20 protein-coding genes are annotated in these 24006 nt (G+C 66.6%); 10 read left to right on the top strand and 10 right to left on the bottom strand.

The features are described from left to right. Positions 1-105: 105 nt before the first annotated feature. Positions 106-822, bottom strand: a complete 717-nt coding sequence (locus AC6I6X_RS12785) for a helix-turn-helix domain-containing protein (protein WP_497930906.1) — start codon at positions 820-822, stop codon at positions 106-108. A gap of 252 nt (positions 823-1074) precedes the next feature. Here AC6I6X_RS12785 and AC6I6X_RS12780 point away from each other — a divergent pair, with 252 nt between their 5' ends. Beyond that, positions 1075-1932: an SDR family NAD(P)-dependent oxidoreductase gene (locus AC6I6X_RS12780; RefSeq protein WP_497930905.1), complete on the top strand. Its 858-nt coding sequence runs from the start codon at positions 1075-1077 to the stop codon at positions 1930-1932. A gap of 5 nt (positions 1933-1937) precedes the next feature. After that, positions 1938-3956, top strand: coding sequence for an AMP-binding protein (locus AC6I6X_RS12775; RefSeq protein ID WP_497930904.1), 2019 nt, complete (start codon positions 1938-1940; stop codon positions 3954-3956). A 12-nt stretch (positions 3957-3968) separates the two neighbouring features. Here the strand turns inward: AC6I6X_RS12775 and AC6I6X_RS12770 are convergent, their stop codons facing one another. The 4 genes from AC6I6X_RS12770 to AC6I6X_RS12755 all read right to left on the bottom strand — a co-directional run bounded on the left by AC6I6X_RS12770 (position 3969) and on the right by AC6I6X_RS12755 (position 7481). Beyond that, positions 3969-4403 carry a PIN domain-containing protein gene (locus AC6I6X_RS12770; RefSeq protein WP_497930903.1) on the bottom strand — a complete coding sequence of 145 codons (435 nt, stop codon included), beginning with the start codon at positions 4401-4403 and terminating at the stop codon, positions 3969-3971. Then, positions 4404-4649 carry an AbrB/MazE/SpoVT family DNA-binding domain-containing protein gene (locus tag AC6I6X_RS12765; RefSeq protein ID WP_497930902.1) on the bottom strand — a complete coding sequence of 82 codons (246 nt, stop codon included), beginning with the start codon at positions 4647-4649 and terminating at the stop codon, positions 4404-4406. Between the two features lie 80 nt (positions 4650-4729). Continuing rightward, positions 4730-6961: an LUD domain-containing protein gene (locus AC6I6X_RS12760; RefSeq protein ID WP_497930901.1), complete on the bottom strand. Its 2232-nt coding sequence runs from the start codon at positions 6959-6961 to the stop codon at positions 4730-4732. Next, positions 6954-7481 (bottom strand): LUD domain-containing protein, encoded by a 528-nt coding sequence (locus tag AC6I6X_RS12755; protein WP_497930900.1) that lies wholly within the window; start codon positions 7479-7481, stop codon positions 6954-6956. The genes AC6I6X_RS12760 and AC6I6X_RS12755 overlap by 8 nt, the downstream gene beginning before the upstream one ends. A 696-nt stretch (positions 7482-8177) precedes the next feature. Here AC6I6X_RS12755 and AC6I6X_RS12750 point away from each other — a divergent pair. Together AC6I6X_RS12750 and AC6I6X_RS12745 are read left to right on the top strand one after the other, a co-directional pair. Continuing rightward, complete coding sequence (locus AC6I6X_RS12750) at positions 8178-9962, top strand: L-lactate permease (RefSeq protein ID WP_497930899.1); 1785 nt, start codon at positions 8178-8180, stop codon at positions 9960-9962. Between the two features lie 53 nt (positions 9963-10015). Continuing rightward, positions 10016-10276 (top strand): HalOD1 output domain-containing protein, encoded by a 261-nt coding sequence (locus tag AC6I6X_RS12745; protein WP_497930898.1) that lies wholly within the window; start codon positions 10016-10018, stop codon positions 10274-10276. Between the two features lie 112 nt (positions 10277-10388). Here AC6I6X_RS12745 and AC6I6X_RS12740 read toward each other — a convergent pair whose 3' ends face one another. Beyond that, on the bottom strand, positions 10389-10985 hold the full coding sequence (locus AC6I6X_RS12740) for an ArsR family transcriptional regulator (RefSeq protein WP_497930897.1): 597 nt from the start codon (positions 10983-10985) through the stop codon (positions 10389-10391). A gap of 233 nt (positions 10986-11218) precedes the next feature. Here AC6I6X_RS12740 and AC6I6X_RS12735 point away from each other — a divergent pair, with 233 nt between their 5' ends. Further along, the gene (locus tag AC6I6X_RS12735; RefSeq protein ID WP_497930896.1) at positions 11219-13000 is read left to right on the top strand and encodes an L-lactate permease; all 1782 of its coding nucleotides are present in this window, start codon (positions 11219-11221) and stop codon (positions 12998-13000) included. Positions 13001-13057: 57 nt separating this feature from the next. Further along, positions 13058-16174 carry an FAD-binding and (Fe-S)-binding domain-containing protein gene (locus AC6I6X_RS12730; RefSeq protein ID WP_497930895.1) on the top strand — a complete coding sequence of 1039 codons (3117 nt, stop codon included), beginning with the start codon at positions 13058-13060 and terminating at the stop codon, positions 16172-16174. A gap of 75 nt (positions 16175-16249) precedes the next feature. On the opposite strand, the gene AC6I6X_RS12725 is transcribed toward AC6I6X_RS12730, so the two are convergent. Continuing rightward, the gene (locus AC6I6X_RS12725) at positions 16250-16654 is read right to left on the bottom strand and encodes a Zn-ribbon domain-containing OB-fold protein (protein ID WP_497930894.1); all 405 of its coding nucleotides are present in this window, start codon (positions 16652-16654) and stop codon (positions 16250-16252) included. Continuing rightward, positions 16651-17817, bottom strand: coding sequence for a thiolase C-terminal domain-containing protein (locus AC6I6X_RS12720; RefSeq protein ID WP_497930893.1), 1167 nt, complete (start codon positions 17815-17817; stop codon positions 16651-16653). The genes AC6I6X_RS12725 and AC6I6X_RS12720 overlap by 4 nt, the downstream gene beginning before the upstream one ends. Before the next feature lie 192 nt (positions 17818-18009). On the opposite strand from AC6I6X_RS12720, the gene AC6I6X_RS12715 reads away from it, so the two are divergent. Beyond that, the gene (locus AC6I6X_RS12715) at positions 18010-19077 is read left to right on the top strand and encodes a M42 family metallopeptidase (protein ID WP_497930892.1); all 1068 of its coding nucleotides are present in this window, start codon (positions 18010-18012) and stop codon (positions 19075-19077) included. 30 nt (positions 19078-19107) lie between these two features. On the opposite strand, the gene trkA is transcribed toward AC6I6X_RS12715, so the two are convergent. Continuing rightward, complete coding sequence (trkA, locus tag AC6I6X_RS12710; RefSeq protein WP_497930891.1) at positions 19108-20445, bottom strand: Trk system potassium transporter TrkA; 1338 nt, start codon at positions 20443-20445, stop codon at positions 19108-19110. A 233-nt stretch (positions 20446-20678) separates the two neighbouring features. Further along, positions 20679-21200: an SRPBCC family protein gene (locus AC6I6X_RS12705; protein ID WP_497930890.1), complete on the bottom strand. Its 522-nt coding sequence runs from the start codon at positions 21198-21200 to the stop codon at positions 20679-20681. A 125-nt stretch (positions 21201-21325) separates the two neighbouring features. Between AC6I6X_RS12705 and AC6I6X_RS12700 the strand changes: the two genes are divergently transcribed. From AC6I6X_RS12700 to coaBC, 3 genes are all read left to right on the top strand, one after another. Beyond that, entirely contained in the window at positions 21326-22069 is a 744-nt protein-coding gene (locus AC6I6X_RS12700) for an NAD(P)/FAD-dependent oxidoreductase (RefSeq protein WP_497930889.1), read from the top strand. 89 nt (positions 22070-22158) lie between these two features. Beyond that, a complete protein-coding gene (locus AC6I6X_RS12695; protein ID WP_497930887.1) occupies positions 22159-22722 on the top strand; it encodes a GNAT family N-acetyltransferase in 564 nt (187 codons plus the stop codon). A gap of 51 nt (positions 22723-22773) precedes the next feature. After that, a complete protein-coding gene (gene coaBC, locus AC6I6X_RS12690; RefSeq protein WP_497930886.1) occupies positions 22774-23988 on the top strand; it encodes a bifunctional phosphopantothenoylcysteine decarboxylase/phosphopantothenate--cysteine ligase CoaBC in 1215 nt (404 codons plus the stop codon). The last annotated feature ends 18 nt before the right edge of the window (positions 23989-24006 follow it).

Genomic DNA, 24006 nt, shown 5'->3' with positions numbered 1-24006 from the left:
CCCCGGTTTCGACGACCGACGGATTCAATCCGTCCGGTTCGACAAAATCTGGCTGACGAGCGCGTGTTACTGGCGGTTAGAGCCGCCGACCGATCGGCTCCCGCCTCAGAACTCTTCAGTGCCGCCCAGCTGGTTCAGTGCGTACAGAGCCGCGTTCAGAATCTTCCGTTCGCCGCGGCGCAGGTTCATCGAGACGGCCGTCTTCGAGACGTCGAAGTGGTTCGCCAGTTCGTCGAGCGTCGTGTCGCGCGGCGTCTCGTAGTACCCCTTGGCCGAGGCAACCTCGAACGTTTCGCGTTCGGTCTGGGTCAGGGATCGACAGCCCTCGAGGAGCGTGGATGCGCTGTCGGAGTTCTCGAGCAGGTCGAACAGCGTCGCCGGGCCGAACTGGTCGCGTCCCTCGACGTCGTAGTCGTTGTGTCGATCGAGTTCGGCGAGGGCGCGGTCCTCGTCCCGGTCGTCGTCGAACCCCACGTGCCAGCTCTCCCGCCCGTTCTCGATCTGGAAGGGGCCGGTGATGTAGCCGCCGTTCTCCCGGATCGTCTCCATGGCGTTCGTCTGCTCGATCTTCGTCCCGATCTGGGCGACGGTGTCTCGCTTCGAGAGAATGTAACACTCCGTCATGTTCGGGTGGTCCCGAAGCGTGTGGAGTCCGTCGTCGAGCGCTCCCGGCGAGTTCCCCTGCGCGATGAGCCGCGTCTCGAGTTTCTCGTCGTCCGTATCGAGTTGCCACTGGACGGCCGAGAACGCGATGTCGACGTCATCGGTCGTGTCGATGAACGGGCAATCGTATTGCCGCATGTCGAGATCGATATCGATCATCGCTTGATAGGTAACAACCATCACAGGAGGAATTAATTGTTTGCATTTTTCATGAGTCAGCACGGCGGGAGACGGCGACGCGGTCCTGCGAACGGTTCCCCGATTCCGGGCCGTTCCCCGTGGTGAGTGGACCGCCGCTCGGCGCTTCTACCCGACGGACCCCGGAATCCGGGCGTGACCCCGCGCTCGCCGTTGATATGTTAACGACTCCGTTTTACCGTCCCCCGGGCGAACGTTTCTCGTGTTCGAGCCATGTCTCAGGACCAGGTTACACCGCCGACGGTAACGCGGGACGACATTCACACGTTCGACGACGACTCGTTTACCGGGCGAAACGTCTGTATCGTTACGGGGGCCGGATCGGGAATCGGGCGTGCGACCGCGCTCGCGGCCGCGGGCAACGGACTCACCGTCGCGGCCACAGACGTCGACGAGGATGGCCTCGAGGGCACTGCCGATCGGGGCGCGGACCTCGATCTCGCGGGGTCGATCGAACCTATCGCCGGGGATCTCACGGACGACGACGACATCGAGCGGATCGTCGCGGACGCCGCGGAGCTGGGCGACGTCAAGTACCTCGCGAACGTCGCGGGGATGCAACACATCGACTCGATCGACGAGTTCCCGATGGCGGCCTACGATCGGATGCACGACGTGATGCTTCGAGCGCCGCTGTACCTCTCGAAGCTGTGCATTCCGCACTTTCGGGAGACCGAGGACGGCCAGGGGTGTATCGGCAACATGGCCTCGGTCCACGGCCACTACGTCACCAGCGACAAGGTCGGCTACAACGTCTCGAAGTTCGGCCTGCGCGGCCTCACCCAGTCGATCGCCGCCGAGGGCGACGGCGAGATCCGCTCGTTCTCGGTCAGCACCGGCTACGTCCAGACGCCGCTCGTGACGAACCAACTGGAGGACACCGCCGAACAGCGGGGCATCAGCGTCGACGAGGTGATCGAGGACGTGATGCTCGGCCAGTCCCGCGTCAAAGAGATGATGGACCCGATCGACGTGGGGAACCTCTTCCTGCTCGGCTTCTCCGATCTCGGGCGACACCTCGACGGCGGAGACCTGTTGTTTGATGGTGGAATGACGCTTACGTACGAGTGAGTTCCATGTCCGCAGACACCAGCCTGGAAGACGTCGACGAGATCGTCCACGAACCGAGCGAGGAGTTCGTCGAGTCGACCAACGTCTACGAGTTCATGCAGGCGTACGACATCGACGACTACGACGAACTCGTCGATCGGACCACGACGGAGATCGAGGGCGTCGAGGCGTCGGGCGTCGACTGGTTCTGGGACGAACTGGTCGACTACCTCGATATCGAGTTCTACGAGGAGTACGACGCGGTCAGAGATGACGGCGAGGGGCCGCAGTTCACCGACTGGTACCCCGGGGGCGAACTCAACGTCGCCCACAACGTCTGCGATCGCCACGCCGCCGTCGACGAGGAGCGACGCAACAAAGTCGCGACCATCTGGGAGGGCGAAGACGGCGAGGTTCGCGAGGTGACCTACCACGAACTCCACCGCCAGTCGAACAAGGTCGCCAACGCGCTCGAGGAGCGCGGCATCGAGACCGGGGACACCGTGGGCCTCTACATGCCGATGGTCCCCGAGGTCGTCTCGATCCTCTACGGCTGTTTCAAGGTCGGCGCGATCGCGGTGCCGATCTTCTCCGGGTTCGGCGTCGACGCCGCCGCGACCCGGATCGAAGACGCCGAGTGCTCCGTCCTCCTGACGGGCGACGGCTTCTACCGGCGCGGCGATCCGGTCTTCCTCAAGTCCGCCGCCGACGAGGCGATCGAGGAGGCCGGTCACGTCGAGCACACGATCGTCTTCGACCGACTCGGCTCCGGCGACCCGACGAGCGAGCACGAGATCCCCTGGGACGACGGCCGGGACGAGTGGTGGACCGACGCCGTCGAGACGAAGGACGACGCGTACGAGACCAAGTCCCTCGATTCGAGCCAGGAGTCGATGCTCCTGTACTCCTCCGGAACCACGGGCAAGCCGAAGGGGATCGTCCACACGCACGCGGGCGTCCAGGTCCAGTGTGCCAAGGAACTCTACTTCGGCTTCGATCTCAAACCCGCCGACCGGTTCTTCTGGGTCTCCGACATCGGCTGGATGATGGGACCCTGGACGCTGATCGGGACCCACACGTTCGGCGGCACCGTCTTCATGTACGAGGGTGCGCCCGACCACCCCGAACCCGATCGGTTCTGGGAGATGATCGACCGGCACAAACTGACGCAGTTCGGCATCTCGCCGACCGCCATCCGTGCGCTCCGCAAGCACGGGGACGACTGGCTCGAGGGCCACGATCTCTCCTCGCTCCGACTGCTGGGGTCGACGGGCGAACCCTGGGATCCCGAGTCCTGGCGGTGGTTCTACGAGAACGTCGGCGGCGGCGAGGCCCCGATCATCAACATCTCCGGCGGGACGGAGATCTGTGGCTGTTTCCTGATGCCGATGCCGACCGAACCCCTGAAACCCTGTACGCTCGGCGGGCCCGGTCTCGGGATGGACATCGACATCGTGGACTCCTCGGGCGAGTCCGTCAAAGCGGACAACGAGCGGGGCTTTCTCGTCGCGAAGGACTCCTGCCCGTCGATGACGAAGTCGCTCTGGTCGGGCGACGAGCGCTACCTGAACGAGTACTGGTCGACCTTCGACGACATGTGGGACCACGGCGACTGGGCCCAGAAGGACGCGGACGGGTTCTGGTTCCTCCACGGCCGCGCCGACGACGCGCTCAACGTCGCCGGACGCAAGGTCGGTCCGGCGGAGGTCGAGGGTGCGCTCATCGACCACGACGCGGTCAATCAGGCCGCGGCGATCGGTGCGCCCGACGACACCACGGGGACGGCGGTCGTCACCTACGTCATCCTGGAAGACGGCGTCGCGGAGTCCGACGACCTGCGCGAGGAACTGCGCGCCCAGGTCGGCGAAGAACTGGGCAAACCCTTCCGGCCGCGCGAGATCCTGTTCGTCGACGAGTTCCCGAAGACCCAGTCGGGCAAGATCATCCGCCGCGCGATCGAGGCCACCTACACCGGCGAGGACCTGGGCGACATGAGCAGCATCGAGAACCCCGCGGCGCTCGATCGGCTCGAAGACGCCCGCTGAGGAGCAGCCCCCTCACCGCGGTGAGTACGGGTTCGTCGGCGTTTCGAACCGGACGACGTCTTCGACCCGATCGAAGTCGTCGTCGAACGCGTACAGGTACTCGACGCCGTTCGACTGCATGTACGCCACGATGCAGGCGTCGACGAACGAGAGCGGTTCTACGCGGCGGAACGCGGATTTCGCCGTCGCCAGTTCGTTCGGTTGAATCGTCTGGACGTGGAACCGCGCGTTCTCCTCGATTCGATCGAGAAAATCGACGGCGGCGTCGTGGCCGGCGTGCGTCATCAGCCCGTTGAGCGTCTCCGCGAGGACGTAGTCGAGGACGACGGCTTCGGGGAGTTCCCCTTCGTCGATGCCCAGAAGGATCGGGAGCGCCGCATCGTGCGCACCGTCGCGCCGATAGCTCGCGGCGAACAGCACCGACGTATCGACGACTGCCTGCGGCATTCACTCGACTCCCCAGGTATCGTGATCCGTCGTCGCGTCGGTGTCTTCGTCACCATCGTATCCCGCGAAGTCGGCGAACGAACCGCCGCGGCGGTGAACGACCTCGACCTGTAGCGTTCCATCCTCTGTGACGCTCCATCGAAGTCGATCACCATCGTCGATATCGAGTTGGCGACGGATCCGGGCGGGAATGTTCGCCTGATTCCCGGACACCTTGCTTTCGGCGTCGACCCGGTCAGTGCTCATACCCGGACCAAGACGCCCGACGTATAAATATAGTGTGGGGGCACACTACGACAGCTACGTCGAACGAAACGGGACTCGCTTCAGGTTCCGGGACGGCGGGAGCGCGGATCGAGCACTTCGACCGGGTGGATCGCGTCGCGTTCGAGCAGGTCCCCGAGTTGCTCCTCGCAGGAGGTCCCGCTGGCGACGACCAGCCGATCACGCGCGTCGGGCGCGGTGAACTGTGTCGCGAGTCGATCGCCGACGTCCATACTCAGGTCGTAGTACTCGCGTTTGTAGCCGAAGCTTCCGGCCATGCCGCAGCATTCGACGTCGCTCTCGACGACGTCGTAGCCGAGGTCGTCGAAGACCGCGGACGTGTAGCGATCGAGTTCGAGCGTTCGTTGCTGGCAGTGGGCGTGATAGGCGATCGGCGGGCCGTCGGTGCCGGATCGGAGTTCCGCGGCGTCGCCCCCGTTCTCGAGCACGCCGTAGACGTACTCGAGGATCTCGTAGCTGCCGTCCCGGAGTCGCTCGAACGATCGCTCGGGCAGGAGGTTCTCGTACTCGCGCCGGAACATCGCGAGATCGCTGGGTTCGATCACGACGACGTCCCGGCCGGCGTCGAGGTGCTCCGCGAGCGCGGCGTAGACGCGACTCGCCTGTTCGTCGGCAGTAGCGATCATCCCCTGCGAGAGCGGTGCCCGCCCGCTCTCGCCGACGTCGGGGATGCGGACGTGAACGTCGAGCGCCTCGAGGACCCGGACGGCCGCCGTGCCCCGATCGACGTCGACGTAGTTCGTGTACGTGTCGGGGTAGAGGACGACCTCGCGATCCGCGTCGGCCGGGTCGATCCGCGACCCCCGTTTCTCGTACCACTCGCGAAGCGTCTCGCGCTGGAACTCGGGGAAGTCCCGACGGCTATCGATGCCGACGACGCGCTCCAGCAGTCTCCTGACCGGGCCGAGACCGGCCACCCAGTTCGAGACGGGTGCGGTCGCGCTCCCGAGTTTCGCCAGCGTCTCGTAGTTCCCGAACAGTCGCTTCTGGGGGTCGAGGCCGCCCGGTTCCTCGTCGGGAACCAGTTCCTCGTAGACGAACTCGAACTGCCCATCGTCGCCCTCGCGGTTGATCCGATCGCGGACGACCGTGTTGAGCCACGGAATGCCGATCTTCACGGGGCAGGCGTTCACACAGCGGGTGCAGCCGGTACAGAGGTCGTTGAACTCGGCCGCCGAATCCTGCCCGTGGACGCCCGCTTCCCACCCGGTCGCGATGCCGCCGGTGTAGGTCTCGCCGCCGAAGGCGTGGCCGCCGACGCTCTGGAAGTTCGCACACGAGTTCGCACACGCCGAACAGCGGATGCAGTACAGCGTCTCGCGAAGCTGCTCGTCCTCGCGCATCGCCATGCGGCCGTTGTCGATCAACACGAGGTGGAACTCGCGGTCGTCGTCCCGGTCGGCGAACGCGACGTCGGGCTGGTCGAAGTCGACGACGGGCGACTCGACCGGCGGTGTCAGCAACGAGACGTAGGACGTGATGTCCTGGCCCGTTCCCGATCGGCCGATGAGTTCGACGAACGGCGCGAGGTCCTCGACCGAGGGCACGATCTTCTCGACCCCGGCGACCGCAACGTGCGTATCCGGGACGACGGCGGACTTCCGGGCGTTCCCCTCGCTCGTCACCAGCATGATCGTTCCCGAATCCGCGGTGATGAAGTTCGCCCCGGTCATCCCGACGTCCGCGTCACGGATCAGTTCGCCCAGCCGTTCGCGGGCGAACTGCGTGAGTTCCTCGGCCGTTTCGAGGGGTTCCTCGGGGTCGAATCGGGCGTTGAAGAGGCGGGCGATCTCCTCGCGGGACTTGTGGATCGCCGGCGCGACGATGTGCGACGGTGCCTCCTCGGCGACCTGCAGGACCCACTCCCCGAGGTCGGTCTCGACCACGTCGACGCCGTCCGCCGCCAGCGCGTCGTTGACCTCGAGTTCCTCGCTGGTCATCGACTTCGACTTGACGACCCGCTCGGCGTCCTTCTCGCTCGCGACGTCGCGAATGTAGCGGTTCGCGTCGGCCGCGTCGTCGGCGAGGTAGACCGTCCCGCCGTTTTCCTCGACGGTCTCGGTGACCTCGTCGATCAGTTCCGGGAGGCGCTCGATCGCGTCCTCCTTGATCCCCCGCGCCTCGTCTTTCAGGGCCTCGTAGTCCTCGAGGTCCGCGACCGAGTCGTACCGTCCCTGGTTGAACCCCAGCGTGTTCGCCTCGACGGCCTCGCCCTCGGTCTCGAGGAGGTGACGGATCCGGTCGGCTTTCGCCCCGCGGTCTGTCTCACTCACCGGACCCACCCCGCGTCTCGAGAACGACGACGTGGACGTCTTTCGGCCCGTGTGCCCCCTTCACGAGCGCCCCCATGTCGGCGGTCGCGCTCGGTCCCGTCGCGACGATGGCGCTGCCGCCGTCGCGCAGCGTCGGCCCCAGGTGAGCGATCGCCGTCGACATGTCCGCGACGATGTCGTCGGCCCGGACGATCGGGACGTGCAGGTCGGGAAAGAGACTTACCTGCTCCGATCCGGCCGCCGTTGCGGGGAGGACGACGCTCCCGTAGTCGGCGATCCCGATCGAGGCGGCCGTGATACCAGTTACCGCCGACTCGAGGCTGGCGGGCGTCGGGTCGTCGTCCACCCAGTCCGGTAGCGAGGCCGACGCGAACGGGAGCGACGTCCCGATCGCTGGCTCGCGGGCGATACTCTCTAGTGTGCGATCGAACCCGGCTGGATCGGTGTACGTGACCGGGACGTCGAGGTCCGCGAGCGCAGCTTCGAACCGCTCCGGCACGGACCCTGGGTCGACACTCATAGCACGATGCTACCGCCGTGCCTATTTTACTGTTCTGTTCGTTCACGCGCCACACAGTGTCTGCGACCGAGGGCTCGGTCGCCGATCGGCGATCTTCGGCGGATAGAGTACTGTATTCGCCGTTGCACTCGAGCAGGAGTGATTCGCGTTCTGTCTCACGTTCGGCGCGGTATCGACGCAAAATCGTGTGAATCGTGACCGCGCGCCAGTCGCCGCATCCGTAACACACAACTGAACTGGCCTGTTTACTCGACTGGACTCCCTGTTCACACGACTGTACGACCAGTTCACACGACTACAATGGCCCTCCTCCGTTCCGATCGCCCCCGTCGTATGACAGGTACCGGCGCCGAAACGAATTCCCGATCGAGACATGCGTTCCGAAAACCGCAACACGTGACCGGGTCAGTTAACTGTACAGGAGCCGCGAGATCGGAGCGGTTCGTGATCAGACTCCACTGCGTTCGGTGGATCGCGTCGCCGTCCGGGAGTTTCGCGTTCCGTTTCCGCTCGTTGGTGGAGAAAATTGGGGACTCGACGCCGAAAAACCCGGTCCGATCGGCGGAACGAGCAGAACGATCGAAGATTATATATATTGTTTCAACAGTCCTCCCCCCATGCCAGATTCAATCCCACATGGCATCGGCAGCGATCGTCCATCACTACCGTTCGAGACGAAGGACCGAGGTGGTATCCGTGGCTAGTACGGTCGAGGTCCTGTTCGCGGCGTTGCCGCTCGTCCTCGCGGGCGTCCTGCTCGTGGGGCTATTGTGGCCCGCAACGCGGGCGATGCCGATCGCCTACCTCGCGGCGGTAGCGGTCGGACTCGGCGTCTGGGGCATGCCGTTCGATTACGTCGCTGCAGCGTCGATCGTCGGGGTGATGACGGCGATCCAGATCCTCTGGATCGTCTTCGGCGCGCTGCTCTTGCTGTACACGCTCATGCAAGCGGGCGCGTTCGACAGGATCAACCAGGGCTTCGCGAGAATCAGCGACGATCGCCGCGTACAGATCGTCCTGATCGGCTTCTTCCTCGCGGCCTTCATCGAGGGTGCGGCCGGCTTCGGGACGCCGGCGGCGGTCGTCGCGCCGCTGCTGCTGGCGCTCGGATTCCCGGCGCTCGCCGCGGTGATCGCCGGCCTGATCGGCCACGTCCTCGCGGTCACGTACGGTGCGGTCGGGACGCCGATCATCGTCGGTATCGAGGATCCGCTCGGATCGACGGCGGCGACCGAAACGGCGATCACCGACGCCGGCTTCACCGTCCAGGCGTACTCCGTCGAGGTCGCCGTCTGGGCCGCAACCTACCACGCGCTGGTGGGGTTCGTCATGCCGCTGTTCGCCGTCGGCATGGTCGTCTACTTCTTCGGCGACACGGAAGAACGGAGCCTCGAACCGGCCTGGGAGGTCGCGCCGCTGTGTCTGTTCTCAGGAATCGCGTTCGTGATCCCGTACTGGCTCTCGGCCCAGATCAGCGCGGAGTTCCCTTCGCTGATGGGCGCGATGATCGGCGGCGCGATCGTCGTCGGCGCGTTGAAAGCCGGCTACTTCGTGCCGGACGAGGAATGGGACTTCCCGGATCGCGAAGAGTGGCCCGCTCACTGGGTCGGGACGATCGAACCCGGGCAGGCGAACGCGCCCGGTGTCGGCAGCAGTGACGGCGACGCGGTCGCCGCTGACGGCGGCGTTGGGACGGCCACCGTCGGGACGGCCAACATGTCCCTGCTTCGCGCCTGGACGCCGTACATCCTGCTGGTCGTCCTGCTGGTCGTCACGCGTGTCGTCGATCCGATCGCGGCGTTCTTGCAGGAGAGCATCCTGGAGGTCGGAAAACTCTCAATACTGTTCGGAACGGCGTGGCCCGATATCTTCGGCACCGGCCTCGACGGCGGCATCAGCTGGGTCTACGTCCCCGGCTTCTGGCTCGTCCTCTGTGCGCTGATCGCGATTCCGCTGTACGGAATGGACGGCGAGCAGGTGACGGCCGCCTGGACCGAGACCCTCCAGAAGCTCATCGCGCCGCTGATCGCGCTCGTGTTCGTCATCGCGATGGTGCAGGTGATGCTCCAGTCCGGCGCACACGCCGAAGGGGCCGAGAGCATGATCTTCGTCCTCGCGCAGGCGACCGCCGACATCGCCGGTCCGGCGTATCCGTTCATCGCCGCGTTCATCGGCGCACTCGGTGCGGCGATGGCCGGCTCGAACACCGTCTCGAACATCACGTTCGGCGGGTTCCAGTTCGAAGCCGCGAGCCAGCTCGGACTCCCCACGCAGCTCATCGTCGGGGCGCAGGCCGTCGGCGGCGCGATCGGCAACCTGGTCGCGATCCACAACGTCGTCGCCGCGCTCGCGACCGTCGGGCTCGTCGGTCACGAAGGGCGGGTCATGCGGTTGAACCTGATCCCGCTCATCTACTACGCGGTCGGTGTCGGGATCGTCGCAATGGTGTTCAGTTACGTCCTCTTCCCGGGCCTCTTCTAGGGCTCGGCGGTACCCGCTTCACCTGTGAGTGAACGAGCAATCGAGTGACCATCATGGATACGAAACTACAGTACGACGACGATACTCCACCCAGTATCACGATCGTCGAAGGGATCAGTTCGCTGGAAGGAGTCGACGCGACGGAGACGGACGAACTCGGCTTCACCCTTCACGAGTACGTCGACCCCGAGGCACTCGATAGAATCATGGCGGGCTGTTCCGACGACGATCATCTCGTGGTTTCGTTCTCGGTCGACGCGTATCGCGTCTCGATAGCGAACTCGGGGTACGTCCGCATACGAACCCGTGAGTAGCGAGACGGGACGATTCGGGCGACCGAATTCGCTCGACCGTGACCGGCCGCGTTCGTGGACGCCCTCGTCCGGGACCCGTCGCCGATCGGGGACGACGTTGCGACCCCCGGTCTCACCCCAGCGTCGGCGTGAACCGATCGCTCCCGAGGAAGTTCCAGATGTGGCCGCGCTCTTCGGGCGGATCGACGCCGGGAAACTCCTTCAGTGCGGGTTGAATCGCGTTCCACCAGCCTTCGTCGGTTTCGAACCCTGCGGGGTGGTCCGGGTAGACGTTCTCGAGGAAGTCCGACTTCTTCGCACTGGGGTGTTCGATAAGATACTGGTACGACGCGAGCAGGGCTTCCCGTCGTGCCTCGAGCGTCGATCCCGATCCGGGGAGATCGACCGTCGCGACCGCCTCCTGGACCGGGGGCGGCGTCTCCTCCTCGGATCGACCCGCCGTCGGCTGCAGCTCCGGATCCTCCTCGATCGGCACCCACCAGACGCGGCCGCGAGCCCCAACCTTGCGGGTCTCGATCACCCCGTCCTCGACGAGATCGTTGAGCTTGTTGTGTGCGGTTCGCCGCGAGCAGTCCAGGTGCTCCATGACGTCGTCCGCGGTCAACGGCCGACCGCGATCCTCTCGTTCCTCGAAGGCCTCGAGGGCGGCCTCCGGCGGGATCCGATCCGCGTACTGGCCGTGACGGTTTCGGTCACGGTCGTCGGTCATAGTACAGGCCAGTACACACGAGTGTATATGCCTTTACGTTCGATCGACCCCGACGACGGACCGATCGAAACGAGGTCACCACGAACGCGATCGATCTGTGGACGACTGGGAGTTCACACAAGTTTATTAAAACGACCGCTAGTTATAAACCGGCTATCTACCCATGGTGGTTCGTGATATGAGCGATCCACGGCAATATTCGTGGATTCGACGGGGGACGGGAGGTACTGGCGATGGTTGAAGTGATCGACGTCGCCTTTGCGATGATACCACTGGTCGTCGTCAGCGTCCTGCTCGTCGGTTTTCTCTGGCCCGCGACGCGGGCGATGCCGATCGCGTGGCTCTCCGCGCTCGTCGTCGGGTTCTTCGTCTGGGGTGTGCCGGTCAGGTGGCTTGCTGCGGCGACGATCGAGGGGGTGTTGATCGCGATCCAGATCCTGTTTATCGTTTTCGGCGCGCTCGTGTTGCTGTACACGATGCTTCGGGCGGGAGCGTTCGACGTCCTCAACAGCGGGTTCGCGATGATCAGCGAGGACCGTCGCGTCCAGGTCGTGTTGATCGCGTTCTTTCTCTCGACGTTTATCGAGGGCGCAGCCGGTTTCGGGGCGCCCGCCGCGGTCGTCGCCCCGCTGTTACTCGGACTCGGCTTTCCCGCGCTCGCCGCCGTCGTGGCCGCCCTGATCGGCCACATCATCGCGGTCACGTACGGTGCGGTCGGGACGCCGATCATCGTCGGGATCAGAGAGCCCGTGGCCAGCGTCTCTCGGATCCAGTTGGCGATCGAAGCCGAGGGGCTGACCGCGAGCGAGTTCGCCATCAACGTCGCCGCCTGGGCGGCGACCTACCACCTGCTCGTCGGGTTCGTGATGCCGCTGTTCGTCGTCGGGATGGTCGTCTACTTCTTCGGCGATCCCGACGACAGATCGATCAAGCCGGCGCTCGCGGTGTGGCCCCTCTGTCTGTTCGCCGGTCTGGCCTTCGTAGTCCCGTACTGGCTGTCGGCGTGGTTCATCAGCGCAGAGTTCCCGTCGCTCGTTGGCTCGATGGTCGGTGCGGGAATCACGATCGCCGCGCTTCGGGCGGGATACTTCCTGCCCGACGAGGAGTGGTCCTTCCCGGATCAGGAGGAGTGGCCCGACCACTGGACCGGGTCGATCCAACCGACCGATGCCAGGAGCGTCCTGGCCAGAACCCACGACATTTCGCTCGTACGCGCCTGGTCGCCGTACGTGCTGCTGGTCGTGCTCCTGATGTTCACCCGCGTCTTCGATCCCTTCCCCGCCCTGCTTCGCGGAGAACAGGTGTCGCTGTTCGGGCGGCAGGTATCGCTGGTACTGGGGTCGGTCGCGACGGGGATCGGCGAGTTCACCGTGGGCCTGTTCCTCTTCGAGTGGTCGGAGATCCTCGGGACCACTCTCGGAAGCGAGATCAACTTCACGTACGTGCCCGGCACCTGGCTGCTGATGAGCGCGATCGCGGCGGTCGGCCTCTTCGATATGAACCGCCGGCAGGTGGCGGAGGCGTGGGGCAGCGCGACGACGAAGCTGGTCTCGCCGCTGATCGCGCTCGTGTTCGTGCTCGCGATGGCGCAAGTGATGCTCCAGTCGGGCTCGCACGCGGACGGCGTCGACAGCATGATCGTCGTCCTGGGGACTGCGACGGCGAACGTGGTCGGCCCGGCCTACCCGATGGTCGCCGCGCTCATCGGCGCGCTGGGGGCGGCGCTGGTCGGCTCGAACACGGTCAGCAACATCACGTTCGGTCCGTTCCAGTTCGTCGCGGCCGAACGGCTCGGCCTCTCGCGCGAACTCATCGTCGGGGCGCAGGCCGTCGGCGGCGCGATCGGCAACCTCGTGGCGATCCACAACGTCGTCGCCGCGCTCGCGACCGTAGACCTCATCGGCGAGGAAGGGCGCGTGATCCGTCTCAATCTCATTCCGCTGCTGTACTACACGGTGTTCGTCGGCATCTGGGCGCTCCTGTTCACCTACGTCCTCTTTCCGGGGGTGTTTTGATGTCCGAGAACACGACGGTACCGTTCGACGAACGCAGACCCAACGCAGACGACACCAATGGCAACTGATCCAACCGACTCAACCGATCCGACCCGCTCGTCCGATCGACCAACGACCGTCTCGGACCCTGCGGCCGATCCGCAGGCGAACTACGACTACCGGAGCGACGACGTCGACCGGCCGACGCTCGTCGCCGACCTCGATCGGCGCGTCGCCGGCGAGGTCCGCGCGGACACGTACTCGCGACAGCTGTACGCGACCGACGCGAGCATCTACGAGGTGACGCCGATCGGGGTCGTCTTCCCGCGATCGACCGACGACGTCGCCGCCGTCGTCGAGTACTGCGCCGAACGCGAGATCCCGGTCTTGCCCCGCGGTGGCGGGACGAGTCTCGCCGGCCAGACCGTCAACGAGGCCGTCGTCCTCGATCTCACGACGCACATGGACGACGTCGTCGAGGTCGATCCCGACGGGCGGCGAGCGACCGCCCGGGCGGGAATCTACCTCGGCTCGCTCAACGAAGCCCTCGCCCCGTACGACCTGAAGTTCGCACCCGACCCCGCCTGGGGCGACAAGAGCGCGCTCGGCGGCGCGATCGGCAACAACTCGACGGGGGCACACTCGCTGCAGTACGGCAAGACCGACGCCTACGTCGAGGAGGTCGAGGCCGTCCTCGCGGACGGCACCGTGACGACGTTCGGCGAAGTCGACGTCGACGACCTCCCCGACCTCGCCGACGGCGACGATCTCGAGTCGGCGATCTACTCCGAATTCGCCCGAATCCTCGACGAACGAGGCGACCTGATCGAGGAAACGTATCCCGACCTCAAGCGCAACGTCTCCGGCTACAATCTGGATTGGCTCGTTGAGGACGCCCGCGGCGGCGAGCGCGGGATCGGCGAACCCGACGCGGAGGGCGGGACGATCAACCTCGCGAAACTCCTGTGTGGCAGCGAGGGGACCCTCGCGATCGTCACCGAGGCGACGGTCTCGCTCGAACCCGTCCCGGACGCGAAGAGCATGGCCTTGCTCGCGTACGACACCGTTCTCGACGCGATGGCCGACGTCGAGCCGATCGTCGAGCAGGATCCGGCCGCGGTCGAGGTAATCGACGACGTGATGATCGACCTCGCCCGGAACACGCCCGAGTTCGCGCCCGTCACCGAGATGCTGCCCGACGGGACGACGGCCGTCCTGATCGTCGAGTTCTACGCCGACGACGCCGCCGACGGCAAACGGAAGGTGGCTAACCTGCTCGCCGATCGCTGCCCGACGGTCGATCCGGAGGGCGAGCCCGAAGACGACGCCGAGCGGACGACCACCGGCGCGAACGTCCTCGCGTTCGACGCGATCGAGGCGTACGACGACGCGAGTCGATCGAAGATCTGGAAGCTCCGCAAGTCCGGACTGCCGATCCTGCTCTCGCGGACGACCGACGAGAAACACGTCGCGTTCATCGAGGACACCGGGATTCCGCCCGAGAACCTCCGGGCGTTCGTCGCCGACTTCCAGGCGATACTCGAGGACCACGACACCTACGCCAGCTTCTACGCCCACGCCGGTCCCGGCGTCCTTCACATCCGCCCGCTCGTGAACACGAAGACGGAGGCGGGACTGGAGGACATGGAGTCGATCGCCGACGCCGTCACCGACCTCGTCGTGGAGTACGACGGCTCGGTTTCGGGCGAGCACGGCGACGGCCGCGCCCGAACCCAGTGGAACCGCAAGCTCTACGGCGAGGACCTGTGGGAGACCTTCCAGGACCTGAAGAGCGCGTTCGATCCGGACTGGCTGCTCAACCCCGGCCAGGTCGTCTTCCGCGACGAGAACCCGACAGATATGACCGAGAACCACCGGTTCGGTCCCGACTACGAGTTCGACGCCGGGTTCGACCCGGTCCTCGAGTGGGAGACCGATCAGGGGTTTCAGGGGATGGCGGAACTCTGCCACGGCTGTGGCGGCTGTCGCGGCGAGCAGTCGACGACCGGCGGCGTGATGTGTCCCACGTTCCGTGCGAGCCACGAGGAGATCCTCTCGACGCGCGGGCGAGCGAACATGCTCCGGCAGGCGATGAGCGGCGACCTCGATCCCGAAGAGCAGTTCGACGACGAGTTCGTCGAGGAAGTGCTCGACCTCTGTATCGGCTGCAAGGGCTGCAAGCACGACTGCCCGAGCGGCGTCGACATGGCGAAACTGAAAGCCGAGGTCGTCCACGAGCACCACCAGCGAAACGGGATCTCGCTTCGCGATCGCGTCTTCGCGAACTTCGAGACGCTCGCGAAACTCGGGAGCGCGACCGCACCCGTCTCGAACTGGATGACGAACCTCCCCGGGACCGGCCTCCTCGCGGAGACGGTGCTCGGCATCTCCCGGGAGCGGGACCTCCCGACGTTCGAGCGTCGCACCTTCGCGAAGCGGGTCGCCGATCGCGACCCCGCCGTGCCGGCGGACGCGGCGACCCGCCGCGCAGTGCTGGTGCCGGACGTCTACACCAATCACGAGTATCCCGAGGCGGGTGAGGCGGCGCTGGCCGTGCTCGAAGCCGCCGGCGTTCACGTCGAGGTCGCCACGCCGCGGGACGTCGGCCGCCCGGCGTTCTCGAAGGGGATGCTCGATCTGGCAGCCGAGAAGGCGCGCGGCACCGTCGACGGCCTCGAACCGCTGGTCGAGGACGGCTGGGACGTGCTCCTGCTCGAACCCTCCGACGCGGTTATGCTCCAGTCGGACTACCGCGACCTGCTGTCCGGTCCGTCGGTCGATCGGGTCGCCGAGAACACGTACGGCGTCTGCGAGTACCTCGATCGGTTCGACCTGGACGCCGAACTCGAATTCGACGCGCCCGACGACCATCTCGTCTACCACGGCCACTGCCACCAGAAGGCCCACGCGAAAGACCACCACGCGGTCGGCGTCCTCCGTCGGGCCGGCTACGCGGTCGATCCACTCGACTCGAGTTGCTGTGGCATGGCGGGCAGTTTCGGCTACGAGGCCGAGCACTACTCCATGAGCAAGGCGATCGCCGAGGTCCTCTACGACCAGGTCGACGACAGCGAGGGCGATCGGGTCGTCGCACCCGGGGCCTCCTGTCGGACCCAGCTCGGCGATCGACCCGGGGCGGACGACGAGCCGCCGACGCCGATCGAGGTCGTCGCCGAGGCGCTCGATCGATCCTGATTCGGGCAGGGTCCGCAGAAACAGGCGTCGACCGCCGGGCGAGAAACAGATGCCAATCGCGCTATCCAACAGCCGTCAATCGCGCTGTGCCGGCGAGAACGAGAGCACCCGTTCGCCGGTCGTCTCCGAGACCGAAACCTCGATCGCGACGGTGAGACCGGGTTCGATCGCCTCGAGATCGACGTCGACGACCTGTCCGGTGAGTCGGACGGGGCCGAAGTTCGCGATCCCGGTGGCGTAGGGGGCGTCGTCCTCGAAGGCGGGGGTCGGGACGTGCGTGACGGTGAACGTCTCGATCTCGCCGGTCGCGGGGATCGGGACCTCCTCGAGGTCCGTCGATCCGCAGTCGGGACAGACCCGACGCGGCGGGAGCGAGCCGTGTTCGTTCGAACACTCGAGGTAGTAGGCGTCGCCGTCCTCGGCGGCGTCGAGCCACTCGTCGAATCCCGCGTCCTGCACGGCGTTTTCGGAGTCCGTCATGCGACCACCTCCAGCACGTGAACCGTCGCACTCGCGACCGTCCCACCCGCGTTGTGGGCGACGCCGGTCGTCGCGTCCGCGACGTGGTCGCTGTTCGGGTGCGTCCCCGCGAGGAGTTTGCTGACCTCGGCGATCTGGGAGGCTCCGGTCGCCCCGACCGGGTGCCCCTTGGCCTTCAGGCCGCCCGAGAGGTTGATCGGCGTTTCGCCGTCGGCGGTCGTTCGACCGTCCCGGGCCGCCGAGATCCCCTCGCCGATCGGCTCGAGGTCGAGCGCCTCGATCGCGAGCACCTCGGCGATCGTAAAGCAGTCGTGGACCTCCGCGACGTCGACGTCGCCCGCGTCGATGCCGGCCTCGGCGTACGCTTCCTCACCGGCCTCGCGAGCGGCGGGCGAGCGCGCGAGGTGCTCCCGGTCGTGGAGGGCCATCCGATCGCCGCCCTGGCCGGTGCCGGTGATCGCGACCGGGGCATCGAGGTCGTGCTCCTCGGCGTACGCCTCGCTCGTGAGGACGAGTGCTGCCGCGCCGTCCGAGATGGGACAGGAGTCGTAGAGGCCGAGCGGACTCGAGACCTGCGGGGCCTCGAGGACGTCGTCGACGTCGATCGCGCGCTGGTACTGGGCCTTCTCGTTGGTCAGCGCGTTCTCGTGGTTCTTGACCGCGATGTGTGCCAGGTCCTCGTGTTCGCCGCCGAACTCGGAGAAGTACGCCTGAGCCATCAGCGCGTACGCGCCGGGGAAGGTCGTCCCCGCACGGACCTCCCAGAGGTCGTCGGCCGCGATGGCGAGCGCTTCGGTTGCCCCCGCGGTTCCGAGGTTGGTCATCCGTTCCGCCCCGCCGACGAGGAGGACGTCTTCCTCGCCGTTGCGGATCCGCTTGACCGCGTCCCGGATCGCGACCCCGCTCGACGCGCACGCGGACTCGTAGCGAGTCGCCGGTGCCCGGACGCCCGCCGCTTCGGCCATCAGCGGGCCCTGGTGGCCCTGGTGTTCGGAGAGTTCTCCCATGAAGTTGCCGTAGAGGAGGGCCTCGACGTCGTCGCGCGGAACTCCGCTGTCCGCGAACGCCGCGATAGTCGCGTCCCCGAAGAGGTCGCGACTCGTCCGTTCGGGCGTGTTCCCGAACGATGTCAGGCCGACACCTGCCACACGTACGTCGCTCATGGGGGATCGTAGCAGACCGATCGGTTAATACTCCGCGGTTCACATCTTAACTATCACGATCGTTGATACGAATCCCGGGGCGCGGGAGCGAGCGGCCGGGCCGAGCGGTGGCCGACGGCCTCGAGCCATCGAGAGCCGGTTGTCGGACCCGCTTTCCACGCGTTTATAGCCCGGTACGACCGACGTGAGGGCATGTCATCGGCTTCGTTCGATCTCGACCTGCTCACCGAACTGACCGAAACGAGTGGCGTTCCCGGCTACGAGGATCGAATTCGAGACCTCGTCCGACGAGAATTCGAGGAGAGCGTCGATCGGGTTCGGTCCGACGCGATGGGGAACGTCGTGGGAACGATCAAGTGCGACGGCGACTACTCGGTGGCCGTCGCGGCTCACATGGACGAAATCGGCTTCATGGTCCGTCACGTCCGCGGCGAGGAGGGCGAGTTCGGCTTCGTCGAACTCGACGCGCTCGGCGGCTGGGACGCCCGCGTCCTCAAGGCCCAGCGCGTGACGATCCACACCGAGGACGGCGATCTGCCGGGTGTAATCGGCTCGCCGCCGCCACACACCCTCGACGAGGACGAGCGCGAGAAGACCCCCGAGGTCGACGACGTCGCCGTCGACGTCGGCCTTCCGTACGAGGAGGCCGCCGAGCGAATCTCGCCCGGCGACCTCGTGACGATGGACCAGACCACAGAGCGCGTCGGCGAGACGATCACCGGCAAGGCGCTGGACGATCGGGTCTGCTTGTTCGCGATGCTCGAGGCCGCACGTCGGATCGAGGACCCCGACGCGACGATCCACTTCTGTGCGACGGTCCAGGAGGAGGTCGGCCTGCGCGGCGCTCGCGCCCTGGGCGTCGACGTCGACCCGGACCTCGCGATCGCGCTCGACGTCACGGTCGCCAACGACGTCCCCGGCTTCGAGGACGGCGATCACGTCACCGACCTCGGCGAGGGGACCGCGATCAAACTCAAAGACTCGAGCGTCATCACGAATCCCAAGGTCCACCGCCGACTGAAAGCCGTCGCCGAGAACGAGGGGATCGAGTACCAGCACGAGATCCTGCCGGCAGGGGGCACCGACACCGCCGGCTTCCAGTTCTCGGCGGGCGCGAAACCCGTCGGTGCGATCTCGATCCCGACGCGGTACCTCCACACCGTCACCGAGGCGGCCCACGTCGACGATATCGCGGCGACGATCGACCTCCTCGCGGCGTTCCTCGAGAGCGAGGACGGCGAGCACGAGTACAGGCTCTGACGGCGGCCGGTCGATTCCGCCACCGTCCGCTCAGAGGTACGCGACGACCGCGTCGACGACCTCGGTATCGACGAACAGGACCACGTGATCGCCGGCTTCGAGCACCGTTTCGCCGCGGGGCGTGACAAGGTCTTCGCCGCGCGCGATCGCCCCGATGACGACTCGATCGGGCAGATCCGCCATCACGTCCTCGATCCGGGCCCCGGCCAGTGGGCTCGACTCCTCGACCTCGAACTCGAGCACCTCGGCCCGATCGTGTTCGAGCATCGCGATCCGTTCGGTGCGTCGCTCGCGGGTGAACCGGGTGATCTCTTCGGCCGTCACGAGGCGCGGATTGACCGCGACGTCGATGCCGACGGTCTCGAAGATGTCGACGAACTCGCCGGCCTCGACGACGCCGATCGTCCGATCGACGCCGAGTCGCTTCGCGAGCAAGGAGACGAGCAGGTTCCGTTCGTCGCTGTCGAGGGCGGCGACGACGATGTCCGACTCGTCGACGTGTTCCCGGACGAGGAAGTCGATGTCGGTCGCGTCGCTCTGGAGGACCACCGTCTTCGGAAGCCGTTCGGCGAGTTCCCGGGCCCGATCGGGATCCCGTTCGATCAGTCGCGGTTCGAGACCACGTGATTCGAAGAAGCCGGCCGCCTGGGCACCGATCTCCGTCCCGCCGACGATGACGATATCGTTCGCGTCGGTCGTCGTAGGCCCGGGCGACACCGTGGCGGCGAACTCGCGGACGCTCTCTCCGGAGCCGATGACGACGACGTCGTCGCCGGCCCGGATCGCCGTCTCCCCTTGGGCGACGAGGACGTCGTCGCCCCGGATGATCGCCGCGAAGGTCAACGACTCGTAGCGATCGGCCTCGGCGACGGTCTCGCCCGCGATCGGACTGTCGGAGTGGACCTCGAACTCGGCCATCGTGACCAACTCGTTCGCGAAGTGTTCGACGTCGCGAGCGCCCGGCAGTTCGGCGATCCGAACGATCGCGCGTGCGGTCTGGAGGTCGGTACAGACCATGAAGTCGACGCCGAACGCCCCCTCGGAGCGCTCCCACGTGTACAGCAGGTCCGGTTCCCGCACGCGAGCGATCGTGAACGGATCGGCGACCGCCTTCGCCGCCCCGCAGACGACGATGTTCGTCTCGTCGACGTCGGTGCTCGCGATGACCATGTCGGCGTCGTCGATCCCCGCCTCCTCGAGCGTCTCGATCGCCGTCCCGTCGCCTTCGATCGCGAGGACGTCGTGGGAGTAAGTGATCGACTCGACGCGGTCGCCGTCGGTATCGACGACCGCGACGCGGTGGTCGTCGTCGAGGCTGGCGGCGATGTTGGTCCCGACCTCGCCGGCGCCGACGATGATTACGCGCATGTATCGCTCACCGTCCAGCCGATCGGTTGGGGACCCGGCCGGGCGATCGGGCGGGGTCGACGCGGACCGCTCGAACTCATGTGATCGACCTACGCTGGCGAGGGCTAAGTCGGTTGGCGTGGGAGCCGAAGGTGGCGATCGGTCGCCCCGACTCAGACGGCCTGCTGTAGTCAGTTCCGCTGCAACCGAAAGGCGGTCGCGGGTGCACCGATAACTCGGTACAGCAGACCGTATCAGGGCATCTCGTGGATCGTCAGTTCGACGTCACGGCGCCGGCCTTCGATGTCGGCGACCAGTCGCTGGACGACGGTCTCGGCCTCGTCGAGGAGTCGCGGCTCGACCCGGTCGACGACCCAGTCCAGCGAGACGAACCGCGGGAGCGAGATCGAACTCCTGTCCGCGGAGTAGGGATCGTAGACGGCGTCGAAGTAGATCCGACTGGCGGTCGGTTCGTCCGCGGGGGCCGATTCGGGTTCCGGTTCGACGCGCCACTCCCCCCGGGCGTCGATATCCTTGGTCAGCCGCCACTGCAACGAGTTCGGGGCGGTGATCTCCGTCACCTTCGATCGGGCGGTGTAGGTAAGTTTCCACCACGAGAGCACCAGGTCGTACACCGAACCGACGCTGCCGTCGCCGTGCACCCGGACCTCCTCGAGGTGGTCCGTGTACCGGGTGTAGTCCGCGAACGATCGAACGTGCGGGAAGACCTCCTCGGGGGACCGGTAGGCGAGCGTGCTGAGGAGAATTCTGTCCACGGGCGTCCCGTAGGGGCGGTTCGATAGTAAGGATTACCCTCGATCGCGTCGGGTGGATCGCCGGGGCCGATCGGCGGCCGTTCGAGTTAGCAACCTTCTATATCCGCGGCTGGCAACGAGCGTCCATGCGAGACGTCTGCATCGTCGGCGGTGGCGTCGCCGGGCTCGCCGCCTCGATCTTCACCGCCCGGGCCGGACTGGACACGCTCGTGATCGACGGGGGAGAGTCGATCCTCGCGCGCAACGCGAGCCTCGAGAACTATCCCGGCTTCCCCGACGGGATCGACGCCCGCCGCTACCTGCAACTGACCCGCGAGCAGGCCAGCGAAGCGGGGGCGACGTTCGAACTGGGGCGGGTCACGCGCGCCGAACCTCGCACAGAAACGGCCCTCGAGGAGGGATTCGTCCTCGAGACCGAGGGCGGCGACCCGATCGAGGCCCGCCGCGTGATCGCCGCCTCGTGGCCGGACAGCGACTACCTCGTCCCCCTCGACGTCGGTCGCACCCAGCGCGGGAGCAAGCACGTCGTTGCGGTCGACGAGGGGGGCCGAACGGCCGTCAACGGGGTCTACGCGGCGGGCCGGATCGCGGACAGACCCCACCAGGCGATCGTCGCGGCCGGCCACGGGGCGACGGTCGGCCTCGCGGTCATCCACGACTCCGAGGCGAACTTCTACCACGACTGGGTCGCCCCGGAGGGGTACTTCACCGGTCGCGGACGCGAGGTGCCGCCGGCCTGCGAGGAGATCGACGACGAGGAGAGACGACGGCGCGACGAACGGGCGCGCGAGACGATACTCGAGGCCTTCTCGGAACCGCTAGACGAGAAGCCGACGATGCACCCGAGCGTCGATCGGGAGGACGACTGACGGGCGATTCTCGAGCGCGGAGCCGCCGAAACGGGTGCGAAGAGCGCAGTTCTTATCAGCCAGTTGGCCGTCTGCGGCGAACGGATACGATGGAAATTCGTCGACTTCCCGCCGAAGACAGCGCCGTCCGTCGCTTCGTCGAAGACCTGTGGGTGCCCTACCACCGCGAACTCGAGGCGATCGTCGACGCCCACGCGCTGGCCGACGACGTCGACCTCGTCGCCGAGGAGGTTCCGTTTCGGCTCGAGCGACTCGAATCGGAGGGGGATCGCGCGTGGGTCGCCGTCGACGCAACGGGAGACGAAAACGATGAGGCGGAGCGAAACGCGGGCGACAGCGACCTCGCCGACGGCGACGATGTCCTCGCTGGATTCGTCACGACCGAGATCGACGAGACGCCGACGGTCTTCGATCGCCCGGACCGACTCGCCGTGGGCGACATCTACGTCCGCGAGCCATACCGCGGCACGGGCCTCGCCCGCGACCTGATCGACCGCGCGGCGGAGCGAGCGCGGGCGGCGGGCTGTCCGGAACTGGTGCTCGACGTCGACGTAGACAACGAGCGTGCCGTCAGGTTCTACGAGGCCCTCGGATTCGAAACGGCCCGTCGCCGACTGCGAGTCGGGGTCGACGAGGTGTCGTCCGACCCGTGACGGCCGGGTCGCTCGCTATTCTTAACACGTCCCCGGGAGAACATCGGGCAAATGCTCGAGGGAGTCAACGTCGCGCTCGGTGTGACGGGATCGATCGCGGCCGTCAAGACGGTCGAACTGGCCCACGAGTTGCGACGGCAGGGGGCCGAAGTGCGCGGGGTCATGACCGACAGTGCGCGGGGAATCGTCCATCCCTGGGCCGTCGAGTTCGCGACCGACAACGACGTCGTCACCGAGATCACGGGCGGCGTCGAACACGTCGACCTCTGCGGCTACGACGGCTGGGCCGACGTCCTGCTGATCGCGCCCGCGACGGCCAACACGGTCGGCAAGATCGCGGGCGCCGTCGACGACACGCCGGTGACGACCTGTGCGACCACCGCGCTCGGGGCCGACACGCCGGTCGTGATCGCGCCCGCGATGCACGAACCGATGTACAACCACCCGGGCGTCCTCGAGGCGATCGAGACCGTCGAGTCGTGGGGCGTCGACTTCGTCGACCCGCGTCTCGAGGAGGGGAAGGCCAAGATCGCGAGCGAGGAGGCGATCGTCTGTGACGTCGCGCGCGCCGCGGGCGAGCGTCCGCTCGCGGGCGAACACGTCGTCGTCACGAGCGGTGCGACGGCCGAAGCGGTCGACCCCGTCCGGGTGCTCACGAACCGATCGTCCGGACGGATGGGCCGTGCCGTCGCGAAGGCCTGTTACGCCCGCGGGGCCGACGTGACGCTCGTCCACGGGGTCGTGGGTCCGCGGCCGGTCTCCCGCGATCCGGCGCTCTCTGGCGGCGACATTCCCTACGCCGACGTGCGCGAGGTCGAGACAGCCGACGACCTGCTCGCGGCGACGCTCGAAGCCTGCGAGGACTCCGACACGCTCGTCTCTGCCGCCGCGATCGGGGACTACACGGTCGAAGCCAGCCCGGAGAAACTCCGGTCGGGTCAGGACCTCACGCTCGACCTCGAACCGACGCCGAAGGTCATCGACGAGGTCCGCGACCGATATCCGGACCTGCCGATCGTCGGCTTCAAGACCGAGACGGCGGACGACGACGGGGCCATGATTGAGGCCGCCCGGAAGACGCTCGATCGGGTGGGCCTCGCGTTCGTCGTCGCCAACGACGCGAGCGTGATGGGTGCCGATCGGACGCGCGCGCTACTGGTCCACGAGGGCGACGCCGCCCGCTACGAGGGATCGAAGACCGGACTCGGGGGCGAGATCGCAGCCTCGATCGCGGCCATGCTCGGCGACCACGAGTCAGAAGAGTAACAGGCCTCTATCACGACG

This window comes from Halosolutus sp. YCN4 (assembly GCF_059736495.1).
This window is presented reverse-complemented; position numbering and strand designations above follow the sequence as displayed.